Source organism: Neobacillus sp. PS3-34 (genome assembly GCF_030915465.1).
Lineage (GTDB): Bacteria > Bacillota > Bacilli > Bacillales > Cytobacillaceae > Neobacillus_A.
Genome location: NZ_CP133267.1, coordinates 2,238,633 through 2,257,500, shown reverse-complemented (window position 1 = coordinate 2,257,500; position 18,868 = coordinate 2,238,633). Strand labels below are relative to the sequence as shown.

15 protein-coding genes and 7 pseudogenes (1 of these 22 running past the window's edge) are annotated in these 18,868 nt (G+C 41.3%); 21 read left to right on the top strand and 1 reads right to left on the bottom strand.

What is annotated here, in order from left to right:
* The 10 genes and pseudogenes from RCG23_RS11715 to rsmI form a co-directional block, all read left to right on the top strand.
* A protein-coding gene (locus RCG23_RS11715) for an aminotransferase class I/II-fold pyridoxal phosphate-dependent enzyme (RefSeq protein ID WP_308179800.1) crosses the window boundary here: on the top strand, window positions 1-1,428 show its 3' portion. It extends 3 nt beyond the left edge of the window; the window shows 1,428 of its 1,431 coding nt (coding positions 4-1,431); the start codon falls outside the window, past its left edge; the stop codon is at window positions 1,426-1,428.
* A 55-nt stretch (window positions 1,429-1,483) separates the two neighbouring features.
* Window positions 1,484-2,124, top strand: a pseudogene (gene tmk, locus RCG23_RS11710) (dTMP kinase).
* Window positions 2,125-2,359: 235 nt separating this feature from the next.
* Window positions 2,360-2,689 carry a cyclic di-AMP receptor DarA gene (locus RCG23_RS11705; RefSeq protein ID WP_308179799.1) on the top strand — a complete coding sequence of 110 codons (330 nt, stop codon included), beginning with the start codon at window positions 2,360-2,362 and terminating at the stop codon, window positions 2,687-2,689.
* 93 nt (window positions 2,690-2,782) lie between these two features.
* Window positions 2,783-3,885, top strand: a pseudogene (holB, locus tag RCG23_RS11695) (DNA polymerase III subunit delta').
* Window positions 3,878-4,704 (top strand): annotated as a pseudogene (locus tag RCG23_RS11690) (stage 0 sporulation family protein). The pseudogenes holB and RCG23_RS11690 overlap by 8 nt, the downstream one beginning before the upstream one ends.
* A 13-nt stretch (window positions 4,705-4,717) precedes the next feature.
* Window positions 4,718-4,883: pseudogene (locus tag RCG23_RS25995) on the top strand (initiation control protein YabA); the annotation flags it as partial.
* A gap of 79 nt (window positions 4,884-4,962) precedes the next feature.
* Entirely contained in the window at window positions 4,963-5,091 is a 129-nt protein-coding gene (locus RCG23_RS25990; RefSeq protein ID WP_374049852.1) for an initiation control protein YabA, read from the top strand.
* A gap of 55 nt (window positions 5,092-5,146) precedes the next feature.
* A complete protein-coding gene (locus RCG23_RS11680; RefSeq protein ID WP_308179798.1) occupies window positions 5,147-5,890 on the top strand; it encodes a tRNA1(Val) (adenine(37)-N6)-methyltransferase in 744 nt (247 codons plus the stop codon).
* Window positions 5,877-6,164: a GIY-YIG nuclease family protein gene (locus RCG23_RS11675; protein ID WP_308179797.1), complete on the top strand. Its 288-nt coding sequence runs from the start codon at window positions 5,877-5,879 to the stop codon at window positions 6,162-6,164. Before RCG23_RS11680 ends, RCG23_RS11675 begins: the two co-directional genes overlap by 14 nt.
* A pseudogene (gene rsmI / locus RCG23_RS11670) lies at window positions 6,142-7,024 on the top strand (16S rRNA (cytidine(1402)-2'-O)-methyltransferase). The gene RCG23_RS11675 and the pseudogene rsmI overlap by 23 nt, the downstream one beginning before the upstream one ends.
* Window positions 7,025-7,065: 41 nt before the next feature.
* Here rsmI and RCG23_RS11665 read toward each other — a convergent pair.
* Window positions 7,066-7,350, bottom strand: coding sequence for a transition state genes transcriptional regulator AbrB (locus tag RCG23_RS11665; RefSeq protein ID WP_308179796.1), 285 nt, complete (start codon window positions 7,348-7,350; stop codon window positions 7,066-7,068).
* Window positions 7,351-7,834: 484 nt separating this feature from the next.
* Here RCG23_RS11665 and metG point away from each other — a divergent pair, with 484 nt between their 5' ends.
* The 11 genes and pseudogenes from metG (at window position 7,835) to RCG23_RS11610 (ending at window position 18,861) form a co-directional block, all read left to right on the top strand.
* Window positions 7,835-9,793 (top strand): methionine--tRNA ligase, encoded by a 1,959-nt coding sequence (gene metG / locus RCG23_RS11660; protein ID WP_308179795.1) that lies wholly within the window; start codon window positions 7,835-7,837, stop codon window positions 9,791-9,793.
* Window positions 9,794-10,107: 314 nt separating this feature from the next.
* A complete protein-coding gene (locus RCG23_RS11655; RefSeq protein ID WP_308179794.1) occupies window positions 10,108-10,878 on the top strand; it encodes a TatD family hydrolase in 771 nt (256 codons plus the stop codon).
* A gap of 234 nt (window positions 10,879-11,112) precedes the next feature.
* Complete coding sequence (locus RCG23_RS11650) at window positions 11,113-12,294, top strand: resuscitation-promoting factor (RefSeq protein WP_308179793.1); 1,182 nt, start codon at window positions 11,113-11,115, stop codon at window positions 12,292-12,294.
* 415 nt (window positions 12,295-12,709) lie between these two features.
* Complete coding sequence (gene rnmV, locus RCG23_RS11645; RefSeq protein WP_308179792.1) at window positions 12,710-13,270, top strand: ribonuclease M5; 561 nt, start codon at window positions 12,710-12,712, stop codon at window positions 13,268-13,270.
* Window positions 13,263-14,146 (top strand): annotated as a pseudogene (gene rsmA / locus RCG23_RS11640) (16S rRNA (adenine(1518)-N(6)/adenine(1519)-N(6))-dimethyltransferase RsmA). Before rnmV ends, rsmA begins: the two are co-directional and overlap by 8 nt.
* A gap of 565 nt (window positions 14,147-14,711) precedes the next feature.
* A complete protein-coding gene (yabG, locus tag RCG23_RS11635) occupies window positions 14,712-15,596 on the top strand; it encodes a sporulation peptidase YabG (protein WP_308179791.1) in 885 nt (294 codons plus the stop codon).
* Window positions 15,597-15,857: 261 nt separating this feature from the next.
* The gene (gene veg / locus RCG23_RS11630) at window positions 15,858-16,121 is read left to right on the top strand and encodes a biofilm formation stimulator Veg (protein ID WP_308179790.1); all 264 of its coding nucleotides are present in this window, start codon (window positions 15,858-15,860) and stop codon (window positions 16,119-16,121) included.
* Between the two features lie 124 nt (window positions 16,122-16,245).
* On the top strand, window positions 16,246-16,422 hold the full coding sequence (locus tag RCG23_RS11625; RefSeq protein ID WP_308179789.1) for a small, acid-soluble spore protein, alpha/beta type: 177 nt from the start codon (window positions 16,246-16,248) through the stop codon (window positions 16,420-16,422).
* Window positions 16,423-16,732: 310 nt separating this feature from the next.
* A pseudogene (ispE, locus tag RCG23_RS11620) lies at window positions 16,733-17,600 on the top strand (4-(cytidine 5'-diphospho)-2-C-methyl-D-erythritol kinase).
* Between the two features lie 54 nt (window positions 17,601-17,654).
* A complete protein-coding gene (purR, locus tag RCG23_RS11615; RefSeq protein ID WP_308179788.1) occupies window positions 17,655-18,476 on the top strand; it encodes a pur operon repressor in 822 nt (273 codons plus the stop codon).
* Entirely contained in the window at window positions 18,442-18,861 is a 420-nt protein-coding gene (locus tag RCG23_RS11610; RefSeq protein WP_308179787.1) for a RidA family protein, read from the top strand. The genes purR and RCG23_RS11610 overlap by 35 nt, the downstream gene beginning before the upstream one ends.
* Window positions 18,862-18,868 lie beyond the last annotated feature (7 nt).

The window sequence follows — 18,868 nt, the reverse complement described above, 5'->3', positions numbered from 1 at the left end:
GATCACAATAATAAACCTTTATATAATGCACTTATTAAACATAAAGAAAAGAACCCCATCTCCTTTCATGTTCCAGGTCATAAATACGGAAATGTTTTTGACTCTGAAGGGTTAAACGAATTTCGGCATATATTGAATATTGATGCGACGGAATTGTCAGGGCTGGATGATCTGCATTCACCGGAGGAAGCGATTTTGGAAGCAGAAATGATGCTGGCTGAATTATATGGGGTGAAGAAAAGTTATTTTCTCGTTAATGGATCGACGGCAGGGAATCTGGCCATGGTGATGGCGGCATGTGAAGAAAATGATACGGTTCTTGTTCAAAGGAACTGCCATAAGTCGGTTTTAAATGCGCTAAAGCTTGCGAAGGTGAAGCCTGTCTTTTTGAGCCCTGAGTATGACTGGGAGTGGAAGGTAGCCGGAGGGGTTGCTAAAGAAACCGTCATAAAGGCAATGGAATTGTATCCTGATACAAGGGCGATCATTTTAACGTATCCCAATTATTATGGACTGGGCTATGACCTCGCTGGGATTATCGATCTTGCACATCGGAGTCGAATTCCTGTGCTGGTAGATGAAGCGCATGGAGCTCATTTTATCCTGGGAAGCCCTTTTCCTGATTCTGCTGTAAATCTTGGGGCAGATATTGTTGTCCAATCCGCCCATAAAACCTTGCCGGCAATGACGATGGGCTCTTATATTCATTTTAATAGTGAGATAGTGCCGGCAGATGCCCTGGAGGATTATTTGCAGGTGTTTCAGTCCAGCAGCCCATCCTACCCGATAATGGCTTCATTGGATATTGCAAGGAGTTACCTCGATACATATGAAAAGAGGGACTTGGATTATTTAATTGAAAACATTGCTTCTTTTAAGGCAGAATTGAAGCTTATACCACAAATTAATGTGCTGGAGTATCAAGGCCAACAAGGTGATCCATTAAAAATGACCATCCAGACGGCAAGCAAGGCTGGCGGATTTAAAATACAAAAGCTGCTGGAGAAGGAAGGAATCTTTACTGAATTGGCAGATCCTTATAATGTGTTATTTATTTTCCCTCTCTTAAAAGAAAATGAAGAATTCCCTTGGAAAGAAGCAGCTGGAAAAATAAAAAAGGCATTGAAGGGATACCCGCTCGCAAAAAGTGAGAAAGTGGCCAAGCATAAAGAAATAAAGATAGCGGAGTTAGCCATACCTTATAAATCAATGAAACAGCTTCATGTAACGGATGTTCCCCTTACCGAAGCAGAGGGAAGGGTTTCTGCAGAAATGCTTATTCCCTATCCCCCAGGTATCCCATTGCTGTTAACAGGGGAAAAAATATCAGGTGAAATGATTGAACATTTATATGAGCTTTTAGAGCATGGCGCAAGGTTTCAAGGTGGTACACTCCTTGACCAAGGATTGATAAAAGTTTTTAAATAATATTCTGTTGCATCTTATCAGATTGGCACATAGAGGTTCTGGAGGTTTAATTTTTATGAAAAATGGAATTTTTATTACGATTGAAGGGCTGAGGGAGCGGGAAAGTCGACTGTAATCGAAATGCTCCTACAGCAGCTGGAAGAGGAAGGGTATCCTGCACTGCTTACAAGGGAGCCTGGCGGCATCGATATAGCAGAACAAATTAGAAAGGTAATTCTTAATCCGGAAAATACAGCGATGGACGCTCGGACAGAAGCATTGTTATATGCCGCAGCCAGAAGGCAGCACCTTGCAGAAAAGGTAATGCCGGCTTTAGAAGAAGGGAAAATTGTTCTTTGTGACAGGTTTGTTGACAGTTCTCTGGCGCTACAAGGCAGTGCCCGCGGTTTAGGGATTGATGAGGTATTCAAAATCAACCAATTTGCTATTGAGCAGATGATGCCTGATGTTACGCTATACTTTGATATTGAACCGGAAGAAGGATTAAGGCGAATTAACAGCCATAAAGGAAGAGAAATTAATCGCCTTGACTTAGAAACACTCGAATTTCATCAAAAGGTAAGAGAAGGATATTATATTTTAATGGATCGCTTCCCTGAAAGATTCATTAAAATAGATGCATCTGCACCAGTAGGGGTTGTAATGAGGTCAGCCGCTGAAAAGCTAAAAGAAAGAATAAATAGTTTAAAGAAATAACACAAAAATCCAAAAGCCTTAAAAATAGGGCTTTTTTTATTTAAACTGGCTTGGATTACAGGAAATATGGGTAAAAGTAAAGATTCTTATACGTGCAGAATGTATGGATATAAATTCTGATTAGCTAAAAAATAAGGTTCCTGAAAATTTCCATTTTGATTAGCCATGTATGGAGCATCAATACCTGTTATAATAATAGGAAGAAAAAGACGGGATAAAGAATAGGGAGGATCATATGAAATTAATATTAGCTGTTGTACAGGATCAGGATAGCAATCGTTTATCAACTGCACTGATGGAACATAATTTCAGGTCAACCAAGCTTGCTTCTACTGGAGGGTTTTTGAAATCCGGGAATACGACATTTATGATTGGTACGGAGGATATTCGGGTTGATAAAGCACTGCAGGTTATAAAGGATAATTGCAAGTCACGTGATCAATTAGTGGCGCCTGTTTCTCCTATGGGAGGAAATGCTGATTCCTATGTTCCATACCCTGTTGAAGTTGAAGTAGGCGGAGCAACAGTATTTGTACTGCCTATAGAAAGCTTTTTACAGTTTTAATCGACTAGGAAGGAGTAGGATCTTCCCTCAAATAGGATTTTGTAAAATAAAACACGATATTAAAGTTTTTCAAATGAAACCGTTGATTTTGGCATGGGGTTAAAGAAGCAGTCCCATGCCAAAATCAAATTGGACAGAGAAGACCGCTTAAAAATTAATGCAATCTATATACGTAAGAGAGTGATAGTCTTGGTTAAGACGTGGGAACAGTTAGAGGAGCTGCAGCCGGTGGTTCTGAAAATGATGAAAAACAGCATGCAAAAGAACCGGGTCGCCCATGCCTATTTATTGGAGGGCATGAGAGGAACGGGAAAAAAGATGTCGGCCTCCTGCTTGCACGCGCTTTATTCTGTGAAGCGCCTCTAGAAGGCTATATACCATGTGAGTCGTGCAGCAATTGCCGAAGAATCCAAAATGGGAATCACCCCGATATCCATCTCGTCGAACCCGATGGATTATCGATCAAAAAACAACAAATTAAAGATCTTCAGGAGGAATTTTCAAAAAAAGCAGTTGAGTCCTCAAGAAAGATTTATATCATCGTCCATGCTGATAAAATGTCGAATGGAGCGTCGAACAGTCTCTTGAAATTTTTGGAAGAACCAAGTGCCCAGACAGTCGCCTTACTGTTAACAGAACAGTATCAGCAAATTTTGCCGACGATTATTTCCAGATGCCAAATATTATCTTTTAAGCCTTTACCCGCTTTTGCAATGGTTAAACAGCTATCAGAAAACGGCGTGGATTTACAAAATGCACCCCTGTTGGCGCAATTGACGAACAATTTAGATGAGGCAATTGCATTAAATGTCGATGATTGGTTTGCACAAGCTCAAAAAATAGTGGTAAAATTATATGAGGTGTTGAAAAAAAATCCGCTTGAAGCAATGGTCACCCTTCAAGGGGAATGGTTTTCACATTTTAAAGAGAAAGAACAAATAGATCGCGGTTTAGATCTTTTACTTCTTATTTTTAAGGATTTACTATATATACAGCTAGACAGGCAGGAACAAATTGTTTTTAAAAAAGAAAGTGATCGTTTAAAGCAATTTGCCCTGCACACATCAGGACGGCGCATATCCGAGCAAATGACTGCCATTCTAGACGCAAAAAGGAAGCTGCAGGCCAATATGAATCCTCAGCTGTTGATGGAACAGCTTGTGTTAAAATTGCAGGAGGGATCTTCATTTGTATGATGTTGTAGGAGTACGCTTCAAAAAAGCGGGTAAAATCTATTATTTTGATCCCGGAGATCTCTCAATTGATAAAGACGACTTTGTGATAGTGGAAACGGTTCGCGGTGTGGAGTACGGAAAGGTTGTAGTTCCCCGCAAACAAGTTGATGAGCATGATGTTGTGCTTCCATTAAAGAAAGTGGTTCGAATTGCGGATCAAAAGGATCGTATGCTTGTCGAAGAAAATAGGCAGGCAGCCCAGGAAGCCTATGAGGTTTGCTGTGATAAAGTCAACGAGCATGACTTGGATATGAAACTAGTCGATGTCGAATATACATTTGACAGAAATAAAGTCATTTTTTATTTTACCGCCGATGGCAGAGTGGATTTTCGTGAGCTTGTAAAGGATTTAGCTGCGATCTTCCGCACGCGGATTGAACTTCGCCAGATTGGTGTCAGGGATGAAGCTAAAATGCTTGGCGGTATACGCCATGTCGCCGCATGCTTTGCTGTTCCACATTTTTAGGTGACTTTGATCCTGTCTCCATTAAAATGGCGAAGGATCAAAACCTTTCTTTAAATCCTACTAAAATTTCCGGTCTTTGCGGAAGGCTTATGTGTTGTTTAAAATATGAAAATGATGAATATGAGTCAGCGAAGGAACAGCTTCCTGATTTGGGTGAAATCATTTCAACCCCTATGGGCGAGGGAAAAGTAGTCGGATTAAATATTTTAGAGCGGGTGCTCCAGGTGGAAATAAAAGAACAGGAACGTGTTCTGGAATATACACTTGATGAAATTCTTAAAGAAAGTGCCTTTTCTATACAATCCACAGATTAATGAGGTGGAATACGTGGATAAGAAAGAGATTTTTGAATCAGTCAGTAATATGGAAACACAAATTGGCCATCTTTACCGTCAACTCGGTGAGTTAAAGCAGCATTTAGCGGAGATACTAGAGGAAAATCATGCTTTTAAGCTTGAAAATGAGCTTTTAAGGCGCCGTCTGGAAACAACTACAGAACAGGGAAAAATAGTACCGAAGGATAAGCGGAAAAGGACAAGCCAGGCAGGGCCGCTGATGAGAAATCAATCGATATCGGCGAGGGTTACGATAACCTTGCGCGACTTTATCAAGAAGGATTTCACATATGCAATCTGCATTTCGGAAGCCTGCGAAAAGAAGGCGACTGTTTATTCTGTTTATCCTTTCTGAATAAGAAATAAACTGAAGCCTTCCATCTGGAAGGCTATTTTTCATACCATCCATGGAGGACATAAAATGGTTAATTTAAAAGACGATGAGCGGTTGGATTATTTGTTGGCAGAGGAGCTGCGTATCATTCAAAGCCCTTCAGTATTTTCCTTTTCTCTAGATGCCGTGCTACTGGCGAGATTTGTCTACGTACCTATACAAAAAGGGAATTTGATTGATTTATGCAGTGGCAATGGGGTTATTCCGCTTTTTTTAAGCGCGCGTACGAAAGGAAACATTACAGGAGTGGAGATTCAGGAACGGTTATATGACATGGCCATCAGAAGCATCGAATACAACGGGCTCGGTGACCGGCTCCATATGATTCATGATGATATAAAAAAAATGCCGGAAACGCTGGGGTATGGGAAATTTGATGTCGTGACATGCAATCCTCCCTACTTTATTACCCCTTCAAATGAAGAAATCAATCTAAATGAGCACTTGGCGATTGCCCGCCATGAAATCCTTTGTACGCTCGAGGATGCGGTCCGGGTGTCAAGCCAGCTGGTTCGGGCAGGCGGCAAGGTTGCTTTCGTGCACCGACCAGGAAGGTTAATTGATATTATTTCGCTTATGCGGCAATACAGGCTTGAGCCGAAGAGGATCCAGCTTGTTTACCCTAAGGCGGGCAAGGAAGCGAATACACTTTTAATTGAAGCAATTAAAGACGGGAGCCCTGATCTGAAGATTTTACCTCCGCTTATCGTATATAATGATAAGAATGAATATACTCCGGAAATTAGAGAGATTTTATATGGAGAATCATGAACATTATTTTTATGTATTGACCTGCCGGGATGGGAGTTATTATGGAGGATATACGAATAACCTTGAACGCCGGATTAAGCACCATAATGATGGCAAAGGAGCCAAGTATACAAGAGGCAGAGGCCCAGTGAGGCTGACCTACTTCGAGTGTTTTAAGGATAAGGGAGAGGCGCTTAGGGCGGAATATCAATTCAAGCGCTTATCTAGGCAGCAGAAAGAGTTATTTTTAATGAAAGAAACGGGTGGTAATGATGTGGCAGCAGAAAAGCTTTGAAAATGAGGAACATAAGGGAATATTATACCTGGTCCCTACTCCGATCGGGAATTTGGAGGATATGAGTTTCCGGGCTGTAAGGATTTTAAAAAGGCCGATTATATTGCGGCAGAAGATACACGCAACACGAAAAAGCTATGCCATTTTTACGATATCCACACGCCTCTTATCAGTTACCATGAACATAATAAGTCTGTGAGTGGAGAAAAGCTAATTGAAAAATTGAGGGACGGGGCAAAAATTGCCCTTGTAAGTGATGCAGGCATGCCGGCGATATCGGATCCTGGATATGAATTGGCGAGCAGCGCAATTGAAGAAAGTATTGCTGTTGTGCCGCTCCCAGGGGCTAACGCAGCCCTCACCTCATTAATAGCTTCCGGACTCCCGAGCCAGCCCTTCTATTTCTATGGATTTCTTAACCGCCAAAAGAAAGAGAAAAGAAAAGAACTTGAGGAATTAAAGAAGCAGACCGCGACGCTCATTTTCTATGAATCTCCTCACCGTTTAAAGGATACTTTTGCGATAATGCTGGAGGTGCTTGGAAACCGAAGGATTTCAGTGTGCAGGGAACTAACGAAGAAATATGAAGAATTCATTCGAGGCAGCTTGAAGGAAATTAAAGATTGGTCAGAAATTGATGAAATCAGGGGAGAATTTTGCCTGATTGTTGAAGGAACGGATGAAATAGAGGAAGAGGAAAATACCTGGTGGGAGAATTTTTCGATTGAGGAGCATGTGAATCACTATATCTCACTGAAAAAAGTTACTGCCAAGGAGGCCATTAAACAAACCGCAAAGGATCGGGCCTAAATAAAAGGGATGTTTACCAGGCATACCATATTGATTCTGAAAATGAATAAAAGCTTCTCCTGTGATGGGAGAAGCTTTTTATGTTAAAAAATTATTTTGCTAATTCAAAAGTGTTTTGAATTTCTTTTAATAGCTGCTCTGCACCCTCACGGCTAAGGATTAACTTGCCGTCAGCTAGAGTGATGTTGTCATCGGAAACTTCACCAGTAACCTGGCAAGTCATATTTGGCTTGTATTTCTTTAGGATAATGCGCTCGTCATCCACATAGATTTCAAGAGCATCCTTTTCAGCGATACCAAGTGTACGTCTTAATTCAATCGGAATTACCACACGGCCTAACTCATCAACTTTACGAACGATACCAGTAGATTTCATATTATTAATCTCCTCTCAATGATAAACATTTTCTCTATGTTTTTATTCGTCATTATTCGACATATTTTTCAACAACTTAATAATACCAGCCATTCCCAAAAACGTCAATTAGTTTATGAGGAAAAGTAATAGAAATTTTTGGGATGGGCATTGAGGCTTATTAAGATAGGATTTTTTAAAAAATCACTAACAATTTTTAACATTAAAAATGGAAATTGAATAATAATGAAGAATTTTATAAAAAAATATTTTCGACATTTTCCGACAATATTCCTCAAGGATTTTTTGTCGATGTAATAATATTCGCAGCGAGTTGTTTATTTATAGGGATAGAAAAAAATATTTTTTTAAATTGATGTCATTAGACAAGGTTGGCTTATTGCACAAATGGCTGATTTTAGGTATATTTTGTTGATATAATAGCTACAGTTGAGGCAATACTGGTAACGTTTGGTCGTTACAAAAAATAAGGAGGGATTTTTCCATGGAGGAGAAGTTAAAAACTTTTTATATTACCACTCCGATTTACTACCCAAGCGGAAATTTACATATAGGGCATGCATATACAACCGTAGCTGGGGATGCAATGGCACGTTATAAACGGATGCGCGGGTTTGATGTTATGTATTTGACAGGTACCGATGAACATGGGCAAAAAATTCAACGCAAAGCGGAAGAAAAAGGAGTTACTCCTCAGCAATATGTCGATGATATTGTAAGCGGCATCCAGGATCTGTGGAAAAAACTAGATATTTCATATGATGACTTTATCCGTACAACCCAGGACAGGCATAAGCAGATTGTAGAAAAAATCTTCGCAAGGCTGCTGGAACAGGGCGACATTTACATGGATCAATATGAGGGGTGGTACTGTACTCCTTGTGAATCCTTCTTTACAGACCGCCAGCTTGTTGAGGGAAATTGCCCGGATTGCGGAAGGCCTGTCGAAAAAGTAAAAGAAGAATCCTACTTTTTTAGAATGAGTAAATATGCGGATCGTCTTCTTCAATTCTATGAGGAAAATCCGGAGTTTATCCAGCCGGAGTCACGTAAGAATGAAATGATCAATAACTTCATTAAACCTGGTCTGGAGGATTTAGCTGTTTCGAGAACAACGTTTGACTGGGGAGTTAAGGTTCCGGGAAACCCTAAGCATGTTGTATATGTATGGATTGACGCTTTATCAAATTATATTACAGCGTTGGGCTACGGTACTGAAAATGATGCGAAATACCTGAAATACTGGCCGGCTGATGTCCATTTGGTTGGAAAAGAGATAGTCCGTTTCCACACTATTTACTGGCCGATTATGTTAATGGCTCTGGATCTTCCGCTACCCAAAAAGGTATTTGCCCATGGGTGGCTGTTGATGAAGGACGGAAAAATGTCCAAATCAAAAGGTAATGTGGTTGACCCGGTTACATTGATTGACCGCTATGGCTTGGATGCACTAAGGTATTATCTGTTAAGAGAAGTTCCGTTCGGGTCGGATGGAGTTTTTACACCTGAAGGCTTTGTTGAGCGCATCAATTTTGATTTGGCGAATGACTTAGGGAACCTTTTAAATAGAACAGTCGCAATGATTGAAAAATATTTTGGCGGAGAAATACCTGCATATAAAGGGTCTGTCGGTGAATTTGATTCTTCATTGCTGGAAATGAACAAGGAAACAGCTGAGAAGTACGAAGAAGCAATGGAGAAGATGGAATTTTCGGTGGCGTTGACGGCGGTTTGGCAGTTAATCAGCCGTACGAATAAATATATTGACGAAACACAGCCGTGGAATTTGGCGAAGAATGAGGAAAGTAAGCCATTATTGGAAAGCGTGATGGCTCATTTAGCCGAATCTTTACGAAGGACAGCTATCATGCTACAACCATTTTTAACACGTACTCCTGGGGAAATCTTCAGACAACTGGGCATCCAGAGTGAGGAAGCAAAAGCGTGGAATAGCCTTGCTGAATTTTCTGCCATCCCAGCCGGAACCAAGGTTGAAAAGGGCGATCCTATTTTCCCTCGCCTTGAAATTGCCGATGAGGTGGAGTTTATTAAAACGGAGATGCAAGGCGCAGCACCAGCCCCGGTGCCAGAAGTAAAGGCTATTGAGAAGCCGGAAGTTGAAGAGATTTCCATTGATGATTTCATGAAAATCGATTTGCGCGTTGCAACTGTCCTACAAGCGGAGCAAGTCAAAAAGGCCGATAAATTGCTAAAGCTTCAGCTTGATCTAGGCTATGAAAAACGCCAGGTTGTTTCTGGAATTGCACAATACTATAAGCCGGAAGAATTGGTCGGACGCAAGGTCATTTGTGTAACCAACCTGAAGCCAGTAAAACTCCGCGGTGAATTATCACAGGGAATGATATTGGCAGGTTCTGCGGATGGAGTCTTGTCTCTGACAGCAGTTGATGACAGCCTTCCAAACGGAGCGAAAGTGAAATAAGAAAGTGAACAGAAATGTTCCACGTGTAACAGCGGGGGACATTTCTTTTTTATCGTCTAGAAAATTATAAAATTAAATGATGTGGATACTTCTACAAGTTTTATTAATCTAGCTCCAGCACCCAGCCCCTCGGGGTCATAAGCCAAATCACTCCAGAAATCAGGATTTCCTGCGTGATTCGTCTTATGCCTGTCGGGGCTAACCAGGGCGCTTGCGCCTTTTGTTCTTGTAAGAGGTACAATCCATTTCTTTTCTAAAATATTGAAGAACTGTGTAAAATAAAAAAAGACAAGATTTGCAAAGGAGACGGAGCAATGTTATTTGATACTCACGTGCATTTAAATGCGGAACAGTATAATGAGGATTTGAAGGAAGTCATCTCCAGGGCGCAAAGTGAAGGTGTATCTGAAATGGTAGTGGTCGGTTTTGACCGTCCGACTATCAAGAAGGCAATGGAATTGGCGGAGGCCTATGATTTCTTATACGCCTGTGTAGGATGGCATCCGGTTGATGCGATAGATATGACAGAAGAAGATCTTCAGTGGATTGAGGACCTTTCCTCTCATCCTAAGGTGGTAGCGATTGGCGAGATGGGGTTGGATTATCATTGGGACAAATCACCAAAGGAGATTCAAAAGGAAGTGTTCCGCAAACAAATCAGGCTAGCGAAAAAGGTGAAGCTGCCGATTGTCATCCATAATCGGGATGCGACATCCGACATCGTAGAGATTTTAAAGGAAGAGAGAGCTGAAGAGGTAGGAGGAATCATGCATTGTTTCAGCGGAAGCGTGGAAACAGCGAAAGAATGTGTGGAAATGAATTTCTTAATTTCTTTGGGAGGCCCTGTTACGTTTAAAAATGCTAAAAAGCCCAAGGAAGTAGCTGAGGAAATACCTTTAGAGAAACTGCTGATTGAAACGGATTGTCCTTATTTAACCCCACACCCTTATCGGGGAAAAAGAAATGAGCCCGCATATGTAAAACTAGTAGCGGAGCAAATCGCAGAAATAAAAGGGTTACCGCTTGAGGAAGTTGCGAGGGTGACAACGAGCAATGCAAGAAAATTATTCGGCATAAAACGATAGGAAAGATTGTCGACAACAGGGGGAATTTGTCCTATTTTTTTCAGATAACTAAAAGTTCTACATGTCTCCTTTTCATCATAGGATAAACGTGTCGAGAAGTTTTCCTTTGCATTTTGTCCTTCTTTATGCATAATTAGGAATACATTCCAGCAAAGTGTAATGGTTGACAGTCGGCACCATAGTTCTTTATAATCACTCCAAGAAAAGGAGGCGTTTTTCATCGTAATCCAAGACATGAAAAACCTGTTTTCTACGTCTTTGAGTAAAAAGAAATTGGCCATCATTTTTGCTAGTTTCCTAGTTTTTGCAGTGTCTTTAGGAATTCTTTTTTATGAAGGATCGAAAAAGACGGTCGCATTGACTTTGAATGGCCAGGAAAAAGTCATCAAAACACATGCAGATACCATCCAAGAAATATTCGATGAACTTAATATACCCATTCACTCAGAAGACTACGTGTTTCCCACGGCAAGCAGCAGAGTAAAAAACAATTCAGAGATTGTCTGGAAACCAGCTAAACAGGTTCAAATTGTAAAAGGCAACGAGAAGAAAACGGTCTGGACAACAACCGATACGGTTGCTGAGCTCTTGAAAGAGCAGAATATTGTTCTAACCAAATATGACCACATTTCTCCAGGAACGCAGGAACCCATTAAAAGCAAGATGAATATTGCCATTAAAAATGCAATTTCTCTTACTTTGAAGGATGGCGGACATCAGAAACAGGTTTGGTCCACTTCGGCTACGGTCGCTGACTTTTTAACACAACAGGGTATTAAACTTAATAAATATGACCGAGTTGAACCGTCATTGACAGCAAAAATCAAAGAAAATGCTGTTATAAACGTTATTCGAGTAGAAAAAGTCACCGATGTAGTGGAAGAACCAGTTCAGTTTGCAGTTGTAACAAAGAAGGACGCAAAATTAGCAAAGGGAAAGCAGAAGGTTGTTTCTGAAGGGAAGCAAGGTCTCATTTCCAGGAATTTTGAAGTAATTCTTGAAAACGGCAAAATGATTTCGAGGAAACTGATTAGCGAGAAAAAGGTTAGAGAAAAGCAGGATAAAGTGGTGGCACTTGGAACAAGAGTACTCATTGCCCAGGTTTCCCGTGGAGAAAGCAGTGGAGGCAAAGAGTTTTATGTCAGCTCAACAGCCTATACAGCAAGCTGCAATGGCTGTTCAGGGCACACCGCTACAGGAATTAATCTGCATGCCAACCCGGATGCAAAAGTTATAGCTGTTGATCCGAGTGTCATTCCGCTTGGAACAAAGGTATATGTTGAGGGGTACGGTTACGCAGTTGCAGCAGATACGGGATCAGCAATTAATGGCTACAAGATAGATGTATTCTTTCCATCAAATTCTGAAGCCTTCCGCTGGGGCAACCGCAAAGTCAAAATTAAAATTCTAAAGTAGTACTGTAAATGCAGGGGAGATGCTCCTCTGCATTTTGCTTTTTGTATAAATTTCTTTATACTAACAGATAGCAGTTTTTATTTAATGTTATGTTCTTTATCATATATATAGACGAAATACATTACAAATATGTTTCAGATGTTTTTCAAAATATTAATTATTATTTTTTAGAGGGTAAAAGAGTTAAGGGCTTGCCCAAAGGTACTTGCGTTTTTCTTAATCTAGCTCCAGCGCCTACCCCCTCGAGGTCGCTTCGGTCCTTCCGATGAAGTCAAAGAACAACTTCACCTGCAGGCCCTCCAGCGCTTGTCGGGGGTGACCACTAAGGAAAGCTACTAAGAGCTTAAGCTTCGCAGGAACAAGCGGGATTTGCTTGTTCCGAAGTCGCTTGCGCTTTTTTTACCGGGAGGAAATCATGAAGATAAAAGAGATTATTGTGGTTGAAGGGAAAGATGATACAACCGCAATTAAAAGGGCTGTAGACGCCGATACGATTGAGACGAACGGTTCTGCCATAAATGATGAAACAATTGAAAAGATCAGGCTTGCCCAGCAAACCCGAGGGGTTATCGTTTTTACCGATCCTGATTTTCCAGGGGAAAAGATCCGTAAAACGATTGCGGAAAAAGTGCCGGGCTGCAAGCATGCTTTTATAGAGAAAGAAGATGCCATCGCCAAAAGAGGCAAAGGCCTTGGTGTGGAGCATGCCAGCACTCAATTGATCAGAGAGGCTTTAAAGGATGCACATTTAATGCATATGGACATTACGGAAGAAATCTCTCAGGAAGATTTAATGGTTGCTGGTCTTATCGGGGGAGAAGGATCGAAAGAAAGACGGACTAAACTTGGCCGGCTTTTAAAAATCGGCTATACAAATGGCAAGCAGCTGCATAAACGGCTGATGATGTTTCAGGTCAGCAAAGAGGATTTTGCAGAGGCCCTGGATGCCATACGTAAGGAGGAGCAGGATGCATAAAGATATTGCGACACCCGTAAGAACACGGCCATAATGGAAAAGTACGGATTTTCATTCAAGAAAAGCCTCGGGCAGAACTTTTTAATCGATACGAATATTTTAAAAAAAATTGTTGACGCTGCAGAACTGAGAGAAGATTCGGCTGCAATTGAAATAGGACCGGGAATTGGAGCGTTGACCGAGCAGCTTGCCCGCAATAGTAAGAAAGTGGTTGCCTTTGAAATTGATCAAAGACTTTTGCCTATCTTGGAAGATACACTCTCGCCATATCCTAATACAAAGATTATCCACTCGGATGTACTTAAAGCAGATGTCGGCCAAATCATGGAGGAAGAATTTGCTGATTGCAGCGATGTTATGGTCGTTGCCAATTTACCATACTATGTCACTACTCCAATTATCATGAAGCTGTTGGAAGAGCATCTTCCAATTCGCGGAATTGTGGTTATGCTGCAAAAGGAAGTTGCGGACAGAATTTCTGCCCGTCCCGGAACAAAGGAATACGGATCACTTTCGATTGCGATTCAGTATTATACTGAAGCTGAAACAGTAATGATTGTGCCGAAAACTGTTTTCGTACCACAGCCTAATGTCGACTCCGCTGTAATCAGGCTGACAAGGCGAGAAAACCCGCCTGTCACAGTAAAAAGCGAAGAATTCTTTTTCCAGGTGACAAGGTCAAGCTTTGCCCAGCGAAGAAAGACGTTGCTGAATAACCTAACAAGCCAATTACCTGAAGGAAAACAAAAAAAAGAAGAGATTTTACAAGCTCTCAGCATAAGCGGAATTGATCCTAGCAGACGTGGAGAAACACTGTCACTGGAGGAATTCGGCCGCCTGAGTGATGAACTATATACTTTCTTTCAAGAGACCTGATTTTCATCGGGTCTTTTTTTATAAGGTGTTTTCGCAAAGATTGTTGTTTTCTGCAAAAATTCTAATATTTAGAGTTTGTACCGAAATCCCTGCCTCGAGATCAGAAAATGGTCGTCATAAGGTTGATGAAGACCGAAACGCATGTCTAAGGTGGAAGAAACGGTCTTCATAAGCGAGGTCATGGCAAAATCCCATCAAAAAAGACCCCCAATGGAGCAAGTGAAGACCGAAATCCCTGCCTCGAGATCAGAAAATGGTCGTCATAAGGCTGATGAAGACCGAAACGCATGTCTAAGGTGGAAGAAATGGTCATCATAAGTGAGATAATGGCCAAAACACCTCTGATTCTGACTCGAGTACCCTTGAATACACTAATATTGGTCTTGAGTGGTATGTAAGTGAGCAAAATTATTACAGAAGCAACAAAGTATACGAAAACAACCTAAAGGTAAAACACCATTATTATCCATATGCTTTTTGATTCACATGTTGCTGTCAGCCTGCATAGCCTATGAAAGAAAGATTACAAGGCCTATATTAGCCTGGTCTTATTGGAGTGACGGCAGTGGATATTAAAAAGATGGATATTGTCGGCAGGCGATCATATAACTGTGATATTCTTTTTCGGGTTATGGATATTGGAGAGAAAAACGGAAAAAAAATCGCAATCTTATATGGAGAAGATTTTCGTATAGTGGCGGATGCACCTTGTGAAGATTTAGTCGTCATCGACCAAAATATGAGAAAGCAGTTTACAGAAGAATTCAGATCTTTAGAAGAACAATCCCTTCGCCTTTTTCGCCAGGATGTGGATTTAATAAAGCAAAAGCAGGAATATGAAACGACGGATGGATATGCAAGGCCGACTAATTATTTTCAAATTCCCGGAAAGGTGCTTCACATGGATGGAGACCCGGCATATTTAAAAAAGTGTTTGGCGATCTACGAAAAAATTGGTGTGCCGGTATATGGGATTCACTGCAGTGAAAAGGATATGCCGACGAGGGTTGGACAGCTGATTGATTATTATCGGCCAGATATCCTGGTCATTACCGGACATGATGCTTATTCAAAGGCAAAAGGGAAAATGACGGATATTAATGCTTACCGCCATTCAAAGCATTTTGTCCAAACGGTACTGGAAGCAAGAAAAAAGTTTCCCCATCTCGATCAGCTCGTCATTTTTGCCGGTGCCTGCCAATCCCATTTTGAGTCGCTCATCCAGGCAGGCGCAAATTTTGCAAGCTCACCTTCAAGAATCAATATCCACGCTCTCGACCCTGTGTATATAGTAGCCAAAATCAGCTTTACGCCGTTTATGGAGAGAATTAATGTTTGGGATGTGCTAAGAAACACGTTAACAGGAGAAAAGGGGCTTGGCGGGATTGAAACAAAGGGTGTTTTGAGAACAGGAATGCCCTACAAGCCAACACATGATGATGAAGAATGAGAACCTTTCGATAAGAGAGGTTCTTTGTTGCTTCTTAAGGCATTCTAACTTACCGTACAAGGCGAATTTCGCGATGTTCCCAAAACTTTGCTGATAAGCACATAACCATTCTGCTGTTGGGGAACGCTAAAATTGTTGAAAAATACAAGAAAAAGTAGAAGAAAACATATTGACAATCTTTTTATACGACTGATATAATTTATGCTTTTGTTTGACAGTATTGTGTCAGCGTGTTATACTTTACATAGTGAGGTGGACCGAATGCCAAAAACCTTAGCCGATATTAAAATGGCTCTTGATTCAAACCTTGGGAAAAGACTGTTGCTAAAAGCAAACGGCGGACGCAGGAAGACGATTGAACGTTCCGGTGTTTTAGCAGAAACATATCCCTCTGTATTTGTAATCGAATTAGACCAGGACGAAAACGCATTTGAACGTGTATCCTACAGTTACGCGGATGTTTTAACAGAAACGGTTCAAATTACCTTCTATGAAGATGCAGCAGGACATGTAGCTTTAAGCTAATATATAGCGCTTTAAGCGGGCAGGAAACCTCAGGTTTTCTGCTTTTTACATTTTTAGGATTTCATTAAAAACCGTATACCATTCCATACTAATAATGCCGCCGTGATTGAAAGGGGTTTTTTGAATGGCCAGAAGAAGAGGAATCATGTCTGATCGTTTTAAAGAGGAGCTTGCCAAGGAACTCGGCTTTTATGATGTCGTTCAAACAGAAGGATGGGGCGGTATTCGTGCCAGAGATGCCGGCAATATGGTGAAGAGAGCCATAGAGCTTGCCGAACAGCAGTTACTCAATAAGCGATAAGAAACATCCTTCCGGCAGGGAGAAGGCTCATTCTCTATCGATGAACAGCTTTAAAACTCATATTTCACTGCGGCAGAAGGCCAGGAGAGAAATCCCCTGCCTTTATACTTATTACCATGAAAGCATTTGGTTTAAATGGCCCCTTTAATTTAATTATCCTCAAGTAAATTCCCCCTTTTTTCCTTCCTTTCCTGATGATAAAATAATTATTTTGAAAGTAGTTAGGATTGATACGTCTTACAACCATCATTTTGTGGTAAAATAGGACAAAATATGAGGAACGTGGAATTTTAAAAAGTAGGTGGACGCAGTGAAGCTTTTAATTAAAGCACCGGCGAAAATAAATTTGACATTAGATGTTTTGCATAAACGTCCAGACGGTTTTCATGAAGTGGAAATGATCATGACCACGATCGACCTTGCTGATCGTGTTGAACTGACACTGTTGGACTCAGATAAAATAAATATCCTGTCACATAACCGTTTTGTTCCCGATGATCAGCGGAACCTGGCCTACCAGGCAGCCCAGCTGTTAAAGGAACGCTTTAAGGTAAAAAAAGGAGTAACCATTGCAATTGAGAAGAATATTCCTGTTGCTGCCGGCCTTGCAGGAGGCAGCAGCGATGCAGCAGCAACCTTAAGAGGCTTGAATAAGCTTTGGGACCTCGGCTTGACCATGGACGAGCTGGCAGAGCTGGGATCCGAAATTGGTTCCGATGTTTCTTTTTGCGTCTATGGCGGAACTGCACTTGCAAAAGGCAGGGGAGAATTGATTGCTGAATTGCCAGCCCCCCGACATGCTGGGTTATTCTTGCAAAACCATTTATCGGCGTTTCTACAGCGGACATTTACAGGCGCCTGGATGTTAACACATTGAACCATCCGGATACTAAAACAATGATTGATGGGATTAAAATGAATGACTATCACCAGGTATGCAGCAATGTTGGGAATGTATTGGAAGAGGTAACATTAAACCTCCACCCGGATGTGGCACAAATCAAGGAACAAATGAAACGGTTTGGTGCAGATGCTGTACTTATGAGTGGGAGCGGCCGACCGTTTTTGCTCTCGTTGAGCATGATTCTAGAATGCACCGAATTTATAATGGCCTAAGAGGGTTCTGTGACCAGGTTTTTGCAGTGAGAATGCTTGGGGAAAGGCATACTCTTGATTAAATCCGTACATTACAATTATAATATTGTTATAATATACGGTTTTGGAGGGTTTGTATGAAATTTCGTCGCAGTGAACGATTGATTGATATGGTAACTTATTTGCTCGAACACCCGCGCCAGCTCATTTCTCTTACCTATTTTGCCGAACGTTATGCTTCTGCCAAATCCTCCATAAGCGAGGATCTTGGAATTATTAAAGAGACGTTTGAGCGAAGAGGGATTGGAACACTTCAAACGGTTCCGGGTGCTGCAGGAGGAGTCAAATTCTTTGTCAAGGTCAGCGAGGAAGAGGCAAGACCTTTTGTACAGGAACTTTGTAATTTAATTGCCACTCCAGACAGGCTTTTGCCTGGAGGATATTTATATTTAACCGATATACTAGGCAATCCAACGATTGTGCAGAAGGCAGGACGCATTATCGCATCTGCATATGCCAATACCCCTATTGATGTCGTCATGACTGTTGCGACAAAAGGCATTCCGCTTGCATACGCAGTAGCAAGCCAGCTTAATGTGCCAGTCGTGATCGTCAGAAGGGACAGCAGGGTAACGGAAGGTCCGACTGTCAGTATTAATTATGTATCAGGATCGGCTAAACGGATTCAGACGATGGTTCTTTCAAAAAGGAGCCTTGCAGAAGGATCACGTGTGCTGATTGTTGATGATTTTATGAAGGCTGGCGGAACGGTTATGGGAATGAAAAGTTTATTGGAAGAGTTCAAGGCCCATGTTGCAGGCATAGCTGTATTGGTAGAGGCAGAAAAAATAGAAGAGCGCCTTGTCGATGAGTATTTATCGCTTGTTCAGCTTTCCAATGTGGATGTAAGAGAAAAAAAGATAAATGTTAACGAGGGTAATTATTTTAAAAAGAAATAGCAGGAGGGAACCGAATGAAAACGATTCAAACAAATCGCCCCTGCAGCGATCGGCCTGTTCTCAGGGAGTTATTGTAAACAATATGTTTTATAGTTCCGGACAGATTCCACTGACCGCAGAAGGGAATTTGGTGCAAGGGGATATCCAGGAACAGGCACTGCAAGTATTTAAAAATTTGGATGCTGTTTTAACGGCTGCCGGAGCTTCTTTTGAAACGGTTGTCAAGGCGACTGTGTTCATTAAGAATATGGACGATTTTGCAGCATTAAACGAAATTTATGGCCAATTTTTTTCAAGCCATAAGCCAGCACGGTCCTGTGTGGAGGTAGCACGTTTACCAAAAGACGCCTTGGTGGAAATCGAAGTGATAGCGCTCGTTAAATAACGGGCGT

Coding starts and splice junctions, on each gene's coding strand:
- RCG23_RS11665 (WP_308179796.1), bottom strand. CDS start 7,350: ATGAAATCTACTGGTATCGTTCGTAAAGTTGATGAGTTAGGCCGTGTG.
- RCG23_RS11705 (WP_308179799.1), top strand. CDS start 2,360: ATGAAATTAATATTAGCTGTTGTACAGGATCAGGATAGCAATCGTTTA.
- RCG23_RS11675 (WP_308179797.1), top strand. CDS start 5,877: ATGGAGAATCATGAACATTATTTTTATGTATTGACCTGCCGGGATGGG.
- RCG23_RS11655 (WP_308179794.1), top strand. CDS start 10,108: ATGTTATTTGATACTCACGTGCATTTAAATGCGGAACAGTATAATGAG.
- rnmV (WP_308179792.1), top strand. CDS start 12,710: ATGAAGATAAAAGAGATTATTGTGGTTGAAGGGAAAGATGATACAACC.
- RCG23_RS11650 (WP_308179793.1), top strand. CDS start 11,113: ATGAAAAACCTGTTTTCTACGTCTTTGAGTAAAAAGAAATTGGCCATC.
- purR (WP_308179788.1), top strand. CDS start 17,655: ATGAAATTTCGTCGCAGTGAACGATTGATTGATATGGTAACTTATTTG.
- RCG23_RS11610 (WP_308179787.1), top strand. CDS start 18,442: ATGTTAACGAGGGTAATTATTTTAAAAAGAAATAGCAGGAGGGAACCG.
- metG (WP_308179795.1), top strand. CDS start 7,835: ATGGAGGAGAAGTTAAAAACTTTTTATATTACCACTCCGATTTACTAC.
- RCG23_RS11680 (WP_308179798.1), top strand. CDS start 5,147: ATGGTTAATTTAAAAGACGATGAGCGGTTGGATTATTTGTTGGCAGAG.
- veg (WP_308179790.1), top strand. CDS start 15,858: ATGCCAAAAACCTTAGCCGATATTAAAATGGCTCTTGATTCAAACCTT.
- RCG23_RS11625 (WP_308179789.1), top strand. CDS start 16,246: ATGGCCAGAAGAAGAGGAATCATGTCTGATCGTTTTAAAGAGGAGCTT.